The organism is Dehalococcoidia bacterium, assembly GCA_025060295.1.
In the GTDB taxonomy this organism is placed as follows: domain Bacteria; phylum Chloroflexota; class Dehalococcoidia; order Lucifugimonadales; family HRBIN23; genus HRBIN23.
Genome location: JANXCH010000011.1, coordinates 77,036 through 92,471, shown reverse-complemented (window position 1 = coordinate 92,471; position 15,436 = coordinate 77,036). Strand labels below are relative to the sequence as shown.

At 65.9% G+C, this 15,436-nt stretch carries 16 protein-coding genes; 11 read left to right on the top strand and 5 right to left on the bottom strand.

Features of this window, described 5'->3' with window-relative positions; genetic code table 11:
• Positions 1–125 precede the first annotated feature (125 nt).
• From ilvD to NZ951_05510, 7 genes are all read left to right on the top strand, one after another.
• Positions 126–1,742, top strand: a complete 1,617-nt coding sequence (gene ilvD / locus NZ951_05540; protein MCS7207382.1) for a dihydroxy-acid dehydratase — start codon at positions 126–128, stop codon at positions 1,740–1,742.
• Between the two features lie 50 nt (positions 1,743–1,792).
• Positions 1,793–2,935 carry a mandelate racemase/muconate lactonizing enzyme family protein gene (locus NZ951_05535; GenBank protein MCS7207381.1) on the top strand — a complete coding sequence of 381 codons (1,143 nt, stop codon included), beginning with the start codon at positions 1,793–1,795 and terminating at the stop codon, positions 2,933–2,935.
• Positions 2,936–2,954: 19 nt separating this feature from the next.
• On the top strand, positions 2,955–3,809 hold the full coding sequence (locus NZ951_05530) for an aldolase/citrate lyase family protein (GenBank protein MCS7207380.1): 855 nt from the start codon (positions 2,955–2,957) through the stop codon (positions 3,807–3,809).
• Positions 3,810–3,895: 86 nt separating this feature from the next.
• The gene (locus NZ951_05525; GenBank protein MCS7207379.1) at positions 3,896–4,996 is read left to right on the top strand and encodes an inositol-3-phosphate synthase; all 1,101 of its coding nucleotides are present in this window, start codon (positions 3,896–3,898) and stop codon (positions 4,994–4,996) included.
• Between the two features lie 19 nt (positions 4,997–5,015).
• Positions 5,016–6,161, top strand: a complete 1,146-nt coding sequence (locus tag NZ951_05520; GenBank protein MCS7207378.1) for a glycosyltransferase family 4 protein — start codon at positions 5,016–5,018, stop codon at positions 6,159–6,161.
• Positions 6,158–6,781, top strand: a complete 624-nt coding sequence (locus tag NZ951_05515) for a CDP-alcohol phosphatidyltransferase family protein (protein ID MCS7207377.1) — start codon at positions 6,158–6,160, stop codon at positions 6,779–6,781. Before NZ951_05520 ends, NZ951_05515 begins: the two co-directional genes overlap by 4 nt.
• Entirely contained in the window at positions 6,778–7,443 is a 666-nt protein-coding gene (locus tag NZ951_05510; GenBank protein MCS7207376.1) for an alpha/beta fold hydrolase, read from the top strand. The genes NZ951_05515 and NZ951_05510 overlap by 4 nt, the downstream gene beginning before the upstream one ends.
• Positions 7,444–7,446: 3 nt before the next feature.
• Here the strand turns inward: NZ951_05510 and NZ951_05505 are convergent, their stop codons facing one another.
• The 5 genes from NZ951_05505 to NZ951_05485 form a co-directional block, all read right to left on the bottom strand.
• Positions 7,447–7,737 (bottom strand): hypothetical protein, encoded by a 291-nt coding sequence (locus tag NZ951_05505; protein ID MCS7207375.1) that lies wholly within the window; start codon positions 7,735–7,737, stop codon positions 7,447–7,449.
• Position 7,738: 1 nt separating this feature from the next.
• A complete protein-coding gene (locus NZ951_05500; protein MCS7207374.1) occupies positions 7,739–8,299 on the bottom strand; it encodes a Uma2 family endonuclease in 561 nt (186 codons plus the stop codon).
• A gap of 8 nt (positions 8,300–8,307) precedes the next feature.
• The gene (locus NZ951_05495; GenBank protein ID MCS7207373.1) at positions 8,308–9,693 is read right to left on the bottom strand and encodes an RtcB family protein; all 1,386 of its coding nucleotides are present in this window, start codon (positions 9,691–9,693) and stop codon (positions 8,308–8,310) included.
• A 129-nt stretch (positions 9,694–9,822) separates the two neighbouring features.
• Entirely contained in the window at positions 9,823–11,085 is a 1,263-nt protein-coding gene (locus NZ951_05490) for an insulinase family protein (GenBank protein MCS7207372.1), read from the bottom strand.
• Between the two features lie 76 nt (positions 11,086–11,161).
• Positions 11,162–12,307, bottom strand: a complete 1,146-nt coding sequence (locus NZ951_05485) for a glycerate kinase (GenBank protein MCS7207371.1) — start codon at positions 12,305–12,307, stop codon at positions 11,162–11,164.
• A 258-nt stretch (positions 12,308–12,565) separates the two neighbouring features.
• On the opposite strand from NZ951_05485, the gene NZ951_05480 reads away from it, so the two are divergent.
• Genes NZ951_05480 through NZ951_05465 form a run of 4 tightly spaced genes read left to right on the top strand, consistent with a single transcriptional unit; the run spans position 12,566 to position 15,372 of the window.
• A complete protein-coding gene (locus tag NZ951_05480; protein ID MCS7207370.1) occupies positions 12,566–13,372 on the top strand; it encodes an electron transfer flavoprotein subunit beta/FixA family protein in 807 nt (268 codons plus the stop codon).
• 12 nt (positions 13,373–13,384) lie between these two features.
• Positions 13,385–14,368 (top strand): electron transfer flavoprotein subunit alpha/FixB family protein, encoded by a 984-nt coding sequence (locus NZ951_05475; protein ID MCS7207369.1) that lies wholly within the window; start codon positions 13,385–13,387, stop codon positions 14,366–14,368.
• A 45-nt stretch (positions 14,369–14,413) separates the two neighbouring features.
• The gene (locus NZ951_05470) at positions 14,414–14,845 is read left to right on the top strand and encodes a hypothetical protein (GenBank protein ID MCS7207368.1); all 432 of its coding nucleotides are present in this window, start codon (positions 14,414–14,416) and stop codon (positions 14,843–14,845) included.
• A 20-nt stretch (positions 14,846–14,865) separates the two neighbouring features.
• A complete protein-coding gene (locus NZ951_05465; GenBank protein MCS7207367.1) occupies positions 14,866–15,372 on the top strand; it encodes a CopD family protein in 507 nt (168 codons plus the stop codon).
• Positions 15,373–15,436 lie beyond the last annotated feature (64 nt).

Here is a 15,436-nt window from a genome sequence, read left to right as displayed (position 1 = left end):
GGAGGGGACAGGCTATCTTGTCCCCAAAAAGGGCCACGAGGAGGCGCACCGTGAGCCAACCCACTCCCCTCAAACAGCGCAGTCGTGTGGTGGTGGAAGGCCCTGAGCGGGCACCCCACCGCGCCATGTTCCTGGCCATGGGCCTGACCCCCGAGGATCTGCAGCGTCCCTTCATCGGCATCTCCAATACCGCCAGCGAGGTTACCCCCTGCAACTACCACCTGGACCGCCTGGCCCCCAAGGTGCGGGAGGGTATCCGCGCCGCAGGCGGGACGCCCATTGAGTTCGGCACCATCTGCATCAGCGACGCCATCGCCATGGGCCACCAGGGGATGAAGGCGTCTCTGGTGAGCCGGGAGGTCATCGCCGATTCCATTGAACTGGTCTGCTTCGCCCACGGTCTGGACGGGCTGGTAACCATGGCGGGGTGCGATAAGACCATCCCCGGCTCCATGATGGGCATGGCCCGTCTGAACATCCCCAGCGTGTTCCTCTATGGGGGCACTATCCTACCTGGCCACTGGCGGGGAAAGGCTATCACTATTCAGGATGTTTACGAGGCGGTGGGGCAGTTTCAGGCGGGGGCCATCACCCGCGAGGACCTGGCGGAGATAGAGGCGTGTGCCTGCCCCGGCCCGGGCTCCTGCGGGGGGATGTTCACCGCCAACACGATGGCCAGTGTCAGCGAGGCGTTGGGTTTGGCTCCCCCTGGCTCGGCGTCCATCCCGGCGGTGGACGCCCGGCGTTTGCAGGCGTCCTTCCAGGCGGGGATGTTGGTGATGCGCTTGCTGGAGCAGGGCATCCGCCCTCGGGATATCCTGACCCGCAAGGCTTTTGAGAACGCCATTACGGTGGTGGAGGCGATGGGGGGATCCACCAACGCCGTTTTGCACCTGCTGGCCATCGCTGCCGAGGCGGGGGTGCCCCTGTCGCTAGACGACTTTGACCGCATCAGCCGACGCACGCCCCTTATCTGCGATATGAAGCCCGCCGGCCGCTTTACGATGGCGGATCTGGACGCCGTGGGGGGTGTGCCGTTGGTGATGCGGGCGCTGTGGGAGGGGGGCCTCCTGCACGGGGATCCCATTACCGTTACGGGGAAGACGGTGGCCGAGAACCTGGCTCCGTATCGGTTCAATCCCAACCAGGCGGTGGTGCGCCCGGTAAGCAACCCCCTTGGTCCCACGGGGTCGTTGGTGGTGCTGAAGGGGAGCCTGGCCCCCGAGGGGGCAATTATCAAGACCACCGGCGTGCGCACCACCACCTTCCGCGGGCCGGCGCGGGTCTTTGACCGGGAGGAGGACTGCTTCAAGGCGGTGCAGGAGCGCCGCATCCGTCCTGGCGATGCGGTGATCATCCGCTACGAAGGGCCGAAGGGTGGCCCAGGGATGCGGGAGATGTTGGCGGTTACAGCTGCGCTGGTGGGGCAGGGCATTGGCGACCAAGTGATTCTCATCACCGACGGGCGCTTCTCGGGGGCGACGCGGGGGCCCATGATTGGGCATGTGGCCCCCGAGGCGGCGGTGGGGGGCCCCATCGCCCTGGTGCAGGAGGGCGACCCCATCGTCCTGGACATCCCCAATCGGCGGCTGGAGGTGGAGGTGCCCAAAGAGGAACTGGACCGCCGCCGTGCCCAGTGGCGCCCTCGCCCCGTTCCCTTTGGGGGGGCATTGGCCAAGTATGCCCAGGCGGTAGGCTCGGCGGCCCAGGGGGCTGTTACTAACCCCGCCCCCGGCCGATAGACGGAAGTTGTGTAGGCCCAGCCCCGAAGCCTTCTGGGAGGGTAGTAGGCATGAAGATCACGGCGGTGAAGTCCTTCCCGGTGCGCGCCCAGCGCCACTTCTTCTTCGTGAAAGTGGAGACGGACGAGGGCATCTACGGAGTGGGGGAGGCAGGGGTGCCCTATTGGGCAGGCTCCCTAGAGCAGGCGGTGCGTCGTCTGACGGAGGAGTTGCTCCTGGGGGAGGACCCCTTCAGCACCGAGCGCCTGTGGCAACGGATGTTCCGCGCGGGCTTCTTCCCCGCCGATAAGGTGGTCTGTGCCGCCCTGAGCGCCATAGACATCGCCCTGTGGGATATCAAGGGGAAAGCGCTGGGCCTGCCCGTGTATAAACTCTTGGGCGGGCCGGTGCGGGATAAGGTGGTGTGCTATCCCCACAACGCCGAGACGGATACGGAGAGCCTGCTGGCCAGTTGCCGGCGCACGGTGGCGGAGGGGTGGAAGTTCGTGCGGTGGGGGCTCCCCCACTACCCCGATGGGGTGTTGGAGCCGTCGGCCTCGGTGCGCATGGCGGTGCAGCAGGTGGCCGCCGTGCGGGAAACGGTGGGGGACGAGATTGAGATCTGCCTGGATGTGCACACGCGCCTGGATACGGCCTATGCCATTCGCCTGTGTCGGGAGTTGGAGCCCTTCCGTCCCTTCTTCGTGGAGGATCCCCTGCGCTCGGAGAACCCCGCCAGTTACCGCACCCTGGCGCGCCACGTGGCAGTGCCCATCGCCGCCGGGGAGCAATGGGCGGGCAAGTGGGCTTTTCGGGAGGTCATTGAGGAGGAACTGATTCAGTATGCCCGCATTGACCTGTGCATCGTGGGGGGCATTACGGAGGCCCTTAAGGTTACCCACTGGTGCGAGACCCATTACATAGACATCGTGCCGCACAATCCCCTGGGGCCGGTGAGTTCGGCGGCGGCGGCCCACCTGTGCCTGGCGTCCACCAATGTGGGGGTGTTGGAGTTGCCCGTGAAGCCGGGCACATTTTTGCCCGATGTGTTCCCCGTGCAAATCCCCTGGGAGGATGGGTATGTGCTGAAGCCGGAGCGGCCGGGCTTGGGGCTGGAGTTCAACGAGGAGGCGTGCCTGGCCTACGCCCGCGCCTATACGCCGGGCTATCCGCCGCGCCTGCGGCGGCGGGATGGGGCCTTCACCAACTGGTAGAGCAGAGGGGTAAAGCACTATGGGGCGCGTGAATAGGGCTATTGACCTTTTGGAGAAGGGGCTTCCCGTGTTTACCACGGGGACGAAGGAGTTGACCTATGCCAACGGGAAGCGGATGGCCCAGACCTGGGCCGATTACCTGACGGTGGATTTGGAGCACGCCACCTTTGACCTGGCGGGATTGGACGCCTTTATGCGGGGGCTGGTGGACGGGGGGCCAACCCCCACCGGCCACCGCACGCCGGCGGTCATCGTGGTGGTGCCCGCCACGGGGGCCAGTGTGGAGGAGGTGCGCGCCAACGCCTGGATGTTCAAGCAGGTGCTGGCGCGCGGGGTGCACGGAATTCTGCTGGCGCACGCCGAATCGCCCGAGGCGGTGCGGGCGTTTGTGGAGGCGTGTCGGTATCCGTTCCATACGGCTGGGGTGGGGCGACGGGGCAACGGGGGGCAGGAAACGGCGGCGGCTGTGTGGGGCGTATCGGTGGAGGAGTATCTGGAGCGGGCGGAGCCGTGGCCGTTGGCCCCCCAGGGGGAGGTGCTCCTGGGGGTGAAGATAGAGACGCGCCGCGCCCTGCCCCAGGCGGAGGCCATCGCCCAGGTGCCGGGGCTGGCCTTTGCCGAGTGGGGGCCGGGGGATATGGGGATGTCCTTCGGCTACCGGGACCGCCACGACCCGCCCTACCCACCGGAGATGGTGGAGGCCCGCAATCGGGTATTTGCCGCCTGTCGGAGTGCGGGGTTGGCCTTTCTGGAGGCGGCGACGCCGGAGACGGTGGAGGAAAAGATACGGGAGGGGGTGCGCATCCTGGCATGCCGTTCCCCTGAGACGGCCGAACGGGGGCGGGAGGTGGGGCGCTCCCTGATGAGGGGGTAAACGCCCTTGTTTTGCCCCGTTGCGCGGGTGCCTTACAATAGCAGGTGTAGCCCCGTGCGCACGATATCCACCATTGAGGGGGGAGCATGGGCACCATCAATGTGGCTATCATTGGGGTGGGCAACTGCGCCTCTTCCCTGGTGCAGGGGGTGTACCACTACCGTAACGCTCCACCCCACGCTTTCATCCCCGGGCTGATGCACCCTGTGCTGGGGGGCTACGCCATAGGGGACATCCGCTTCGTGGCGGCCTTTGATATTGACCGCAACAAGGTGGGGAAGGACCTGGCAGAGGCCATTTTTACCCCGCCCAATAACACCATCAAGTTCGCCGATGTGCCCCCGACGGGTGTCATTGTGGAGCGGGGGATGACCCACGATGGTATCGGCAAGTATGTGGCGCCCCTGGTGCAGAAGGCCCCGGGCTCTACGGCCGATATTGTGAACATCTTGCGGGAACGGGAGTGCCATGTGGTGGTGAACTACCTGCCCGTGGGGTCGGAGGAGGCGACCAAGTGGTATGTGGAGCAGGTGTTGCAGGCGGGGTGCGCCTTTGTGAACTGCATCCCGGTGTTCATTGGGCGGGAGCGCTATTGGCAGAAGCGCTTCCGCGACCGAGGTCTGCCCATCATTGGGGACGACATTAAGTCCCAGGTGGGGGCGACCATTGTGCATCGGGCGCTCACCCATCTGTTCCGCCAGCGGGGGGTGAGGCTGGAGCGCACCTACCAGTTGAACTTCGGGGGCAATACCGACTTCCTGAATATGTTGGAGCGGGAGCGGTTGCAGTCGAAGAAGATTTCCAAGACCAACGCTGTAACCTCCCTTCTGGACTATGAGATCGGGCCGGACAATATCCACATTGGCCCCAGCGATTATGTGCCGTGGTTGCAGGACCGCAAGTTCTGCTACATCCGCATGGAGGGGAGCGGGTTTGGGGGTGTGCCTATTACCATAGAGTTGAAACTGGAGGTGTGGGATAGTCCTAACTCGGCGGGGGTAGTTATAGACGCTATCCGCTGTGCCAAACTGGCGTTGGATCGGGGCATTAGCGGGGCTCTGGTGGGGCCGTCGGCCTACTTTATGAAGTCGCCGCCCCTGCAGTTTCCGGACGATGTAGCTCAGGAGTTGGTGGAGGACTTCATCGCAGGGCGGGAGAACGGGAGGGCGCCGGTCGCCTTGCCGTAGTAGACGGGTGGGGGGCGTTGTGCGCATCGCCCTGGTATCGCCGTACGATTTCGCTTACCCTGGGGGTGTGAACGACCATATCGCCTCCCTTGCCCGACAGTTGCGGGGGATGGGGCACCGGGTGCACATTTTGGCTCCGTCCTCGCGCCCGGCACAGGAGTTGGGTATTCCGTATTTGATGCGTCTGGGGTATCCCTTGCGCATCCCCAGCGGGGGCTCCACGGCGCGCATCACCCTGTCGGTGTGGCTGGCGGAGCGGGTGCGCGACCTTCTGCAGCGCAACCGCTATGACATTGTGCACCTGCACGAGCCCTTTACGCCTTTTCTGCCGTTATGCGTGTTGAGTTTCTCGGATACGGTGAACATCGGCACTTTCCACGCGTATCATGGGCGGAGTCGTTTTTACCCCTGGGCGCGCCCGTTTCTGCGGGCGTGGGTGCGCCGGTTGCACGGGCGCACGGCGGTCTCGGAGCCGGCGCGCCGGTTCATCGCCCGCTACTTTCCGGGGGAGTATCGGATTATCCCGAACGGGGTGGATGTGGGGCACTTTGCGGGGGCGATGCCTCTGCCGGAGTTCTGTGACGGGAAGGTGAATATCCTGTTTGTCGGGCGGTTGGAGAAGCGGAAGGGGTTGCGGTATCTGGTGGGGGCGTTTGCGCGCCTGAAGTGGCGCATGCCCCACCTGCGCCTGATCGTGGTAGGGCCGGGCAACCCCGATCGGGAGAGCCTCCAGCGTCTTGCGGCGTGTGGGCTAACGGATGTGGTGTTTGTGGGGGGTGTGCCCTATAGCAACTTGCCCCGCTATTACGCCTCGGCGCAGGTGTTCTGCGCCCCTGCCATTGGGAAGGAGAGTTTCGGGATTGTGCTGTTGGAGGCCATGGCGGCGGGGGTGCCCATTGTGGCATCGGCGATAGAGGGGTATCAGTTTGTGGTGCGGGACGGGAGGGAGGCGGTGCTGGTGCCTCCCCAGGACGAGGAGGCATTGGCGCGGGCTCTGCAGCGCGTTCTGGAGGATGGGGCTTTGCGGGAGCACCTCGTAACGGAGGGGTATCGGCGGGTGCAGGAGTTCCGCTGGGAGCGCGTGGCCCAGCAGGTGGTGGACTATTACCAGGAGGTGCGGGAGCGAGTGTGGATGGGGGGTGCACGGGAGAGGGTGTTGGTATGAGGGGGAGGGGGGGCGGTCTGTCGGCGCAGGCCCTGCGGGAGCGGGTGCGGGTGTGGTGGGGGGCATGGGTGGAGGAGCCCATGCTGCGGGGCCTGAGCGCAGTGGGGGTCAGTCCGAATGCGTTGACCCTAGTGGGCTTGGTGTTGACGGCTCCGGTGGCGTATCTGGCGGCGACGGGGCGGTGGATGTGGGCGGGGGGTGCTTTGCTGGTGGCGGGGCTGATGGACATGCTGGATGGAGCCCTGGCCCGCCGCACGGGACGGGCAACGCCCTTCGGGGCCTTTCTGGATTCCCTGGTGGACCGGGTGCAGGAGGCGGGGGTGTTGCTGGGGATTCTGGTGTTTTACGGGCGGCAGGGGGAGATGGCTGGAAGCCTTTTGGCCTTTTTGGCGCTGTGGGGGTCGTTTCTGGTGAGTTACACCCGCGCCCGCGCCGAAGGGCTGGGGGTGCCCAGCCCGCGTATCGGAATTATGACCCGCCCTGAACGGGTGCTTCTCCTGGTGGTGGGGTTGCTGACGGGGTGGGTGGTGCCGGCGCTCGGGGTGGTGGCGGGTTTGGGGTTCCTCACGGCCGTGCACCGCACCTATGAGGTGTGGCGTTATTTGCGGAGAAGAGGATGACCCGCCCCCAGCCCGTTCCCTTTCCCATCACCACCAGCGAGGGTCTGCGCCTGGAGGGGGTGCTCCACAAGGCGGAGGGGAAGGGGCCATGGCCGGGGGTGGTGGTGTGCCATCCCCATCCCTTATATGGAGGGGATATGGATCACCCGTTGGTGGTGGCGGTGGCGCAGGCGTTGCACACGCGTGGCTTTTGCGTTGTGCGCTTCAACTTTCGGGGTACAGGGGCCAGCGAGGGGGTGCACAGCCACGGGGTGAAGGAGGTGGAGGACGCCGCGGAGGCTCTCCTTGCCCTGGGGATGGTGCCAGGGGTGGACAACGGGCGTTTGGGGATTGTGGGATATTCCTTTGGGGCGGGGATTGCTTTGGAGGTGGCGTCCCAGCCGGGGATGGTGCAGGCGGTGGGGGCGGTGGCCCCCCCGGCCTCTGCCTTGAACCATCCCGCCGCCGCCCATACGCCGGTACCCAAACTGTTCATCTGCGGCGACCAGGATCATATCGTCCCTGCGGAACAGTTCCAGTTCCTGGTGCGGCGGTGGGCGGAGCCGAAAGAGGTCCACCTGCTGGAGGGAGTGGACCACTTCTTCCGCGGTGCGGAGCGGCAGGTGGCCCTGCTGGTGGCGGACTTTTTCGCCCGCTGGTTGGGGCATGGGCGCTTGGGGTAGGGGTCAGGGGGAGGTGGTCTGGGGAGCGGAGGCGGTCGGGGCGGGCGCCTGATCTTCTAGGGGCAGTTCGCGGTAATACAGACCCCACTTCTGCATCAGGGCGTCCACGGCGGGGTTCTCCAGGCGCACCAACTCCCGCAGGAAGCCCGCCAGGGCGTGGGCGTGGAGCAGGTCGGCGGAGCACACCCACGAGGCTTTACTCCGCACGGCATAGAGCATCCCGTGCTGGTGGGGACATCCTATCTCCACTCGCACGCCCTCGTGTCCCTGTTTGATCACGATTCCGTAGGCCACACTATCCTCCTTCGGCGAACACGTCGCTGACGGTGAGGGTGAGGTCTGGGAAGAGGGGGGAGACGAGCCGCTCTCCCTGGCGGAACAGGCCCACAAGGCGGAAGCCCTCTTCGCCGAGGGTGAGCACCTCCACAGTGCGGGTGTCGGGGTCCACCAGCCAGTATTCGCGGACGCCGTGGCGGGCGTAGAGGGAGCGCTTGTAGCCCCTGTCCACCTCGGCGGAGGAGGGGGAGAGGATTTCTACCACCAGGTCTGGGGGGCCGAAGCATCCTTCGGGGCGGATGAAGGGGGCACGCTGGGGGGAGATGAACACGAGGTCGGGCTGCACCACATCGGTGGGGGACAGCACCACATCGTAGGGGGCTGCCCGCAGGTGCCCCAAACGCCGCTGGCGAATATACGCCCCTAAAGCCAAGGATAGGTTCATGGAGATGGCTTGGTGGAAATCGCTGGGGGCAGGCACCATGACCAGGTCTCCCTCCCGCAGTTCGTAGCGCTTGCCGGGGGGCGTGGTGCGATAGTCGTGGTAGGTGAACTTGAGGCGTGGGGAGGGTTGGGCCATGCTTCCCCCTATCCCTTGGTAACCCCGATGGGGCGCATGCGGGCCACTTTGTAAGCCAGGCCAGCCTGATGGCACACCTCTACCACATCGGCTACATCTTTGTAGGCCAATGAGGCCTCCTCCGCCAGGGACGCCCAGGAGTCGGCGCGGACGATGATACCCCGCTGGCGCAGTTCGGCCTGGATATCGTGGCCCTTGAGGAGGCGCTTGGCGGCGGCACGGCTCTCGCGCCGTCCTGCGCCGTGGCAAGTGGTGCCGAAACTCACCTCCATCGCCCGAGGGGCACCCACACACAGGAAGGAGTAGCGCCCCATATCGCCGGGGATGATTACGGGCTGGCCCACCTCCCGGTAGCGCGCCGGCACATGGGGATGCCCGGGCGGGAAGGAGCGGGTGGCACCCTTACGGTGCACACACAGACGCATCCGCTTGCCGTTGACGGTGTGCTCCTCTATCTTGGCGATGTTGTGGGCCACATCGTATACCTGGCGCATCCCCAAGGCCTCCCAGGATTTGCCGAACACGGCCTCAAAGGATTCCCGCACCCAGTGGGCAATGACTTGGCGGTTGGCCCAGGCGAAGTTGGCAGCACACCGCATGGCGGCCAGGTAGTCCTTGCCTTCGGGGGACGAAAGGGGGGCGCAGGCTAGTTGGCGGTCGGGCAGGGAGATACGGTAAGTGCGCATGGCCTTGTCCATGACCTTCAGGTAGTCCTCGCACACCTGGTGGCCGAAGCCTCGGGAGCCGCAGTGGAAGAGGACTGTAATCTGGCCCACCCGCTCAATACCGAACACGCGGGCCACCTGAGGGTTGTAGATTTCATCCACCACCTCCACTTCAAGGAAGTGGTTGCCCGAGCCCAGGGTGCCCAGTTGGTCGGCGCCCCGCTCCCGGGGGCGGGGGCCCACAGCGGAGGGGTCGGCACCGGCGATACACCCCCCCTCTTCACTGACCTCCAGGTCGTCGGGGTGGCCGTAGCCGTGCTCCACAGCCCAGCGTGCACCTTTCACCAGCACCTCGTCTATCTCGGGGCCCCGTAGGCGTAGTTTCCCCGCAGCCCCCACACCGGTGGGGACACGGGCATAGAGGGTGTCCACCAGGCGCTCTAGCACGGGGCGCACCTCGGCCTCGGTGAGGTCGGTGCGCAAGAACCGCACCCCGCAGTTGATGTCAAAGCCGACCCCGCCTGGCGAGATGACCCCCTCCCCCTCCACCTGGGTCGCCGCCACCCCGCCAATGGCAAAACCATAGCCCCAGTGGATGTCGGGCATGGCCAGGGAGGCGTACACGATGCCCGGCAAGCACGCCACATTGGCCACCTGCTCCAGGGACTGGTCCTGGGCGATATCGTCCAGCATCTTTTCATCGGCGAACACAATGCCCGGCACCCGCATGCCCTCCTTGTAGGAGGTGGGCAGTTCCCAGCGGTAGGCGTCCAGTCTGCGGAGGATGCGTTTCCAGTCGGCCATAGGCACTTCCTTGCATGCCCCCCCGCCCAGGCGGGGGAACAGGAGTGTGGTTGCTTATCCTTGCAGGATGCGCAGAAAGCGGCGTTCGCTGCGGTAGGGTCCCACGATGGCCAAGGTGAGGTGCTGGGGGTGAACGAGGTGCTGGGCTACCCGTTGCAGATCCTCGGGGGTAACGGCCTCCACCTTCTGCACCACCTCCTCAGGCGTCAGGATGCGTCCCAGCAGGGTCTCCTGGGCACCCGCCCAAAAGGCCACGGCACGGGTATCCTCCATGCGCAAAAGGATACGCCCCTTCACCAGTTCCTTGGCCTTGTGCAGTTCCTCAAGGGAGACCCCCTCCCGCAGGCGCACTAGTTCATCCACTACCACTTGAGTGGCATCGGCACCGTGAGAGGGCTCCACCCCTAGGGAGATGGTCCAGGTGCCGCAGTCCTGGTAGTGGGCCACGGTGCTGGAGACATCGTACACCAGCCCCCGCCGCTCCCGCAGTTCCAGGAACAGGCGACTGCTGGTGCCTTCCCCCAGCACCACGCTGAGCAGGTCCAGGGCATAGCGGTCGGGGTGTCCCACAGGGTAGGCGGGTATGCCCAGGGCCAGATGGGCCTGCTCGGTGGGACGCCGCTCCAGGCGCACCTGGGGCCCCCGGGGGGTGTCCTGGATAGGCAGGAACGAACTGGGCGTTCCCTGGGGCCAGTTCTCCACCAGGGAGGTCACCGCTTCCACCACCTCCGGCCCTTCTACCGCCCCCGCCACCACACACACGGCGTTGGTGGCGACATAGTGGTGGGCGACGGTGTCCAGCAAAGCCTGACGGGTAAGGGAGGCGACGGACTCGGGAGTTCCCCCCACATCCCGCCCCATCGGGTGGTTGGGCCACATGGCGGCGTCCAGGAGCAGGTGGACCAACTCGTTGGGATGGTCTTTGGTGGCGGCCAGTTCCTCCAGAATGACCCGGCGCTCTTTCTCTATCTCCTCGGGGGCGAACCGGCTGTGTAGGAGCATATCGGCCAGCAGGTCCAAGGCGTGGGAGAAGTGGGGGCGGGCGACCTTGGCCCAGTAGATAGTGGTCTCCCGGTCGGTGCTCCCGTTCATGATCCCGCCCACGCCCTCTATGGCCTCAGAGATGTGGCGGGCGGTGGGACGGCGCTGGGTGCCCTTGAACAGCATATGCTCGGCAAAGTGGAAGGCCCCGCCCAGTTCATCGGGTTCGTAGCGGGATCCCGCACCGATGAAGAAGGCGACCGTAACGGAGCGGGTGTGGGGCATGGGGCAGGTGATGATGCGGAGCCCGTTGCCCAAAACGTGTTTCTGGAACACAGCTGGCTTCTCATCCCCCCTCGTATCTCATTCTAAAGAAGGGGGGCTGGCTTCGCAAGGACGGGTGGCGTTGGGGTCAGAAGGGGAGGCGCCGGCCCACAGCCAGTAGGCGAGCCGTCCGCTCGGCGGCATCGGCCAACAGGTCCTCAGCGCGGCGCATGGCCTCCTCCAGGGCGAGGGGGCCGGGAGCGATGGGCACAACGGCGTCGATGCCCATGCGGTAGGCATCCTGGTAGCCTTTGCCTAGCCCGCCGACGAGGGCGATGACGGGGATGCCTCGGGCCTTGGCCCTTTTGGCGACGGCGGCGGGGGCCTTGTTGAAGGCGGTCTGGAAGTCCATTTGCCCTTCGCCCACCAGCACCAGGTGGGCCCCCTCCAGGCGTTCCTGGAGGCGCACCGCTTCGAGGATGATGTCTGCGCCCCAGGCGAGGTGTGCATCTAAGAAGGCCACCAGCCCTGCTCCCATACCCCCGGCTGCCCCTGCCCCGGGGAGGTGAGCCACCTCCTTCCCCAAGTCGCGGCGCACCACCTGGGCCAAGCGCTCCAGGGCCGTGTCCAAAAGGGCGACCATCTCGGGGGTGGCCCCCTTCTGGGGGCCGTAAACGGCCGACGCCCCCTGGGGGCCACATAGGGGGTTGGTGACATCCACGGCCACAGTGATCTGGCTTTGGGCGATACGGGGGTCGCGGCGGGAGGGGTCAAGGCGCGCCAGATGCAGAAGGGCCTCCCCGCCCCAGGGGAGGTCGCGTCCCTCCCCGTCCAGCAGGCGGATGCCCAGGGCTTGGGCCATGCCGGCCCCGCCGTCGTTGGTGGCACTGCCCCCGAGGCCCACCAGGAAACGGCGAAAGCCCTTGTCCAAAGCGGCGCGGAAAAGTTCCCCCACGCCATAGGTGGTCGTGATGCGGGGGTCGCGCCGTTCGGGGGGCACCAGCACCAGCCCACACGCCTGGGCCGTCTCCAGCACCGCCGTCTGGCCATCCCCCAGCACACCCCACTGAGCAACCACTTTCTGGCCCAAGGGGCCGGTTACCTCGGTTTGCTCGTAGCGGCCCCCGGTGGCGGAGACCAGGGCCTCTAGCGTCCCGTCGCCCCCATCGGCCACGGGGACCAGGATGCACTCGTCGTGCGGGAAGACGCGATGCCACCCGCGCGCAAGGGCGGCAGCCGCCACCGATGCCCGTACACTCCCCTTGAAGGCTTGGGGGGCGATGACCACACGCATGGCGCTGTCCCTATCCTACCACCGGGAGGGGTGAGCGCAAAGGGAGGACGGCGCAGGGAGGCCCGGTATGGGCATGGGGCACAGTGGGGATGGTGCCTGCTGTATGCTCGTGCCCCGTCAAGAAGGGGAAGAGGAGCCTCTGGGGCTTCTGCGGGGGCGGACGGCCATTGACACCCCTGTTGCGCTTGTGATACACTGCACAGAGCACATGACCCCCGCACCTTACCTTAGGGGAACGCCCAACCGAAGGAGGCGGCTGTGCCCCTCACCATCGTGGTAACCGCCAAGCAGGTTCTGGATCCCGAGACCCCCGCCTCTGCCCTCCAGATTGATACCGCCCGCAAGCGTATGGTGGCCCCGCCCAATGTCCCTCCGGTCGTCAACGGTTTTGACGAGAACGCGGTGGAGGCTGCCCTGCGCATCAAGGACGCCCTGGGTGCGCCCAATGTGAAGATCACTGTTCTCTCGGTGGGGAAGTCCTTTGCCCTGGATGTCATCAAGAAGCCCCTGTCCATGGGTGCCGATGACCTGGTGTTGGTGCAGGACGACGGGTGTGATGGCCTGGACGCCTTCCAGACGGCCCGGGTGCTGGCGGCTGCCATCAAGCAGATGGGGCCCGTAGACTTGGTGCTGTGTGGTCGGCAGGCGTCCGACTGGGACCAGGCCCAGGTGCCCTTAGCCCTTGCGGAGTTCCTGGGCTTGCCCTGTGTGCACATCACCAAGAAGGTGGAGGTGAAGGACAAGACGGTGGTGGTGGAGCGGGTGCTCCCCGACGGCACCGAGGTGGTTCAGGTGCCCTTACCCGCCCTTATCACCGTGAGCAACGAACTGGGGCAGCCCCGTTACCCCACCTTGCGGGGCATTATGGCCTCCACCCGCAAACAGCCCATTATCCGCAAACTGAGCGATCTGGGCCTCAACCCCGCTGACCTAAAACCGAAGGTCGAACTGTTGGACCTGTATATCCCGGTGCGCCAGAAGAAGTGCGAGTTTATAAGTGGGGACAACGACGAGGAGAAGGGGCGGAACCTAGCGCGGCGCTTGCGGGAAGCCAAACTGATTTAGCAGAGGTGTGGCATGGCCGGTGTGCTTGTATTCGCCGAGGTGGGGGAGGGTGGCCTGGCCCCTATCGCGAAGGAGCTGCTAGCAGCGGGGCGTCCTCTGGCCCAGGCCCTGGGGGAGCCGCTGGTGGCCTTCATCGCTGCCGAGAAGGCGGGGCCATTGGCCCAGGAGGCGGGGGCCTTCGGGGCGCAGCAGGTCTATGTGGCGGAGCATGCCTTTCTGAAGGACGCCCACCCGGATTACCACCTGCTGGCCCTGGAGCAGGCAGTCAAGCGGATTACCCCTTCGGCAGTGCTTCTGGGGAAGACCCCGCTCGGCGTTACGGTGGGGCCGCGCCTGGCCTTTCGGCTGGGGGTAGGTGTCGCCCAGGATGTGGTCTCCTTGAAGGTAGAGGGGGGAGCCCTCATCGCGGAGCGCCCCGTATATGGGGGCAATGCGATGGCCCGCGTCGCCCTGCGCCAGAAGCCTTTTGTGGCTACCGTGCGCCCCAAAGCCTTTGAGCCATTGGCCCCTCAGGCCAACCCCTCGGTGGCTGTGCAGTCTATCCCTGTCAGTTTGGACGCCTCCAGTGTGAAGGTGAAGGTGTTGGAGCGCAAGAAGGTGGAGGCCACGGGCATCCGGCTGGAGGATGCCCGCGTTGTAGTCGCCGGGGGGCGTGGTTTGGGAGGTCCTGAGCCGTTCCAGCAGTTGGAGGAGCTGGCGCGCCTTTTGGGTGGGGCGGTGGGGGCGTCCCGGGCGGTGTGCGATGCGGGCTGGCTCCCCTACCAGTATCAGATTGGCCTCACTGGCAAGACCATCACAGCCGATCTGTACATCGCTGTGGCCATCTCTGGGGCTAGTCAGCATATGGCGGGCATCTCCACGGTGAAGAACATCGTGGCCATCAATAAGGATGGGGATGCCCCCATCTTCCAGGAGGCGCGCTTCGGTGTGGTCGGGGACTGGAAGAAGGTGCTCCCGGCCTTCATTGACGAGGTGCGCAAACTGCTCCAACGGTAGACAGAGGCATGGGTGTGGCCTGCCACGGGGAGGTGTCGCATGGATATGGAGTTCACCATCGATCTGCAGCAGGTGCGGTCGGGGCTGGAGCAGGCGGAGGTGCTGTCCCTCTTCTTCCCCCTACTGCGCAAGACGCTGGTGGTGGATTTCCGCTGCACGGTTGATGAAGCCCCCCTGGTGCGCCTGGCCCCCATGGCGCGCTCTTTGCCGGAGCGGATGCGCAGTGTGCGGCGGATGCGTCCCCACTGGCCGCGCCCGCGCAAACTGCTGGCGATACCCTGGCCTCGCTATGTGGATAGCCTGTTTCGCTTGCAGGTAGCGGATGTGTTGCTGGAGCGGGTGGCGGCCTGCGGGCACCCGGAGGCGGTGAGGCAGTGCCGTGAGGCTCTGGAGGAACTGCGCCGTCTGGAGCGCCGGGAACTGGCAGCCGTCGTCCAGGGGGAAAACTACCATACCATCTGGGCGCGCAAGGCGTAGCCCTCTTCTCGGGTGCCCCTGTGGAGATTGTCCTGGGTCTGTTGCACCTGCTGGGGACGGCGGTATGGTTTGGGGGTGTCCTGTTTCTCGGCCTGGTGTTGGTGCCGGTGAGCCGTGCCTTTGGGGAGACGGGGCAAAACCTGGTGCGCTCCGTGGGACGGCGCTTCGTCTGGATCGTCTGGCCGGCCATTGGTGTGGCGGTGGCATCGGGGGTGGAGTTCGGCATCCGCTACGGATATTGGGAGGCGCTGTTCAGGGGGAACTGGGGGGCCTATCCTTTGGGGGGCGTGTTCGTGCTGAAGGTGGTGCTGGTGGGGCTGGCTTTGGTTCTGGAGGGGCTGCACGATTGGGTGATTCCCGCCCTAGCCACCCGCCGGGAGCGGAGCGCCTCTGCCACGACGCCTCCTCACCCCGCCCTGCTGGCCCAGGCAACGGCCTTGCGACGCATGTCTTCCCGGGTGGCTATGCTCAATGGGGGGGTGGTTTTGGCGGTGGTGGTGCTGGGGGTGTGGCTGAGTCGGGGGTAAAAAGGGGCCACAAGGGGAAGGGTTTTTTCCCCGCAAAAGGGCGTCTGGGCCCTTGCGCAGTGTC

Coding starts and splice junctions, on each gene's coding strand:
- ilvD (MCS7207382.1), top strand. CDS start 126: ATGTTCCTGGCCATGGGCCTGACCCCCGAGGATCTGCAGCGTCCCTTC.
- NZ951_05535 (MCS7207381.1), top strand. CDS start 1,793: ATGAAGATCACGGCGGTGAAGTCCTTCCCGGTGCGCGCCCAGCGCCAC.
- NZ951_05530 (MCS7207380.1), top strand. CDS start 2,955: ATGGGGCGCGTGAATAGGGCTATTGACCTTTTGGAGAAGGGGCTTCCC.
- NZ951_05525 (MCS7207379.1), top strand. CDS start 3,896: ATGGGCACCATCAATGTGGCTATCATTGGGGTGGGCAACTGCGCCTCT.
- NZ951_05515 (MCS7207377.1), top strand. CDS start 6,158: ATGAGGGGGAGGGGGGGCGGTCTGTCGGCGCAGGCCCTGCGGGAGCGG.
- NZ951_05510 (MCS7207376.1), top strand. CDS start 6,778: ATGACCCGCCCCCAGCCCGTTCCCTTTCCCATCACCACCAGCGAGGGT.
- NZ951_05500 (MCS7207374.1), bottom strand. CDS start 8,299: ATGGCCCAACCCTCCCCACGCCTCAAGTTCACCTACCACGACTATCGC.
- NZ951_05495 (MCS7207373.1), bottom strand. CDS start 9,693: ATGCGGGTGCCGGGCATTGTGTTCGCCGATGAAAAGATGCTGGACGAT.
- NZ951_05485 (MCS7207371.1), bottom strand. CDS start 12,307: ATGCGTGTGGTCATCGCCCCCCAAGCCTTCAAGGGGAGTGTACGGGCA.
- NZ951_05475 (MCS7207369.1), top strand. CDS start 13,385: ATGGCCGGTGTGCTTGTATTCGCCGAGGTGGGGGAGGGTGGCCTGGCC.
- NZ951_05470 (MCS7207368.1), top strand. CDS start 14,414: ATGGAGTTCACCATCGATCTGCAGCAGGTGCGGTCGGGGCTGGAGCAG.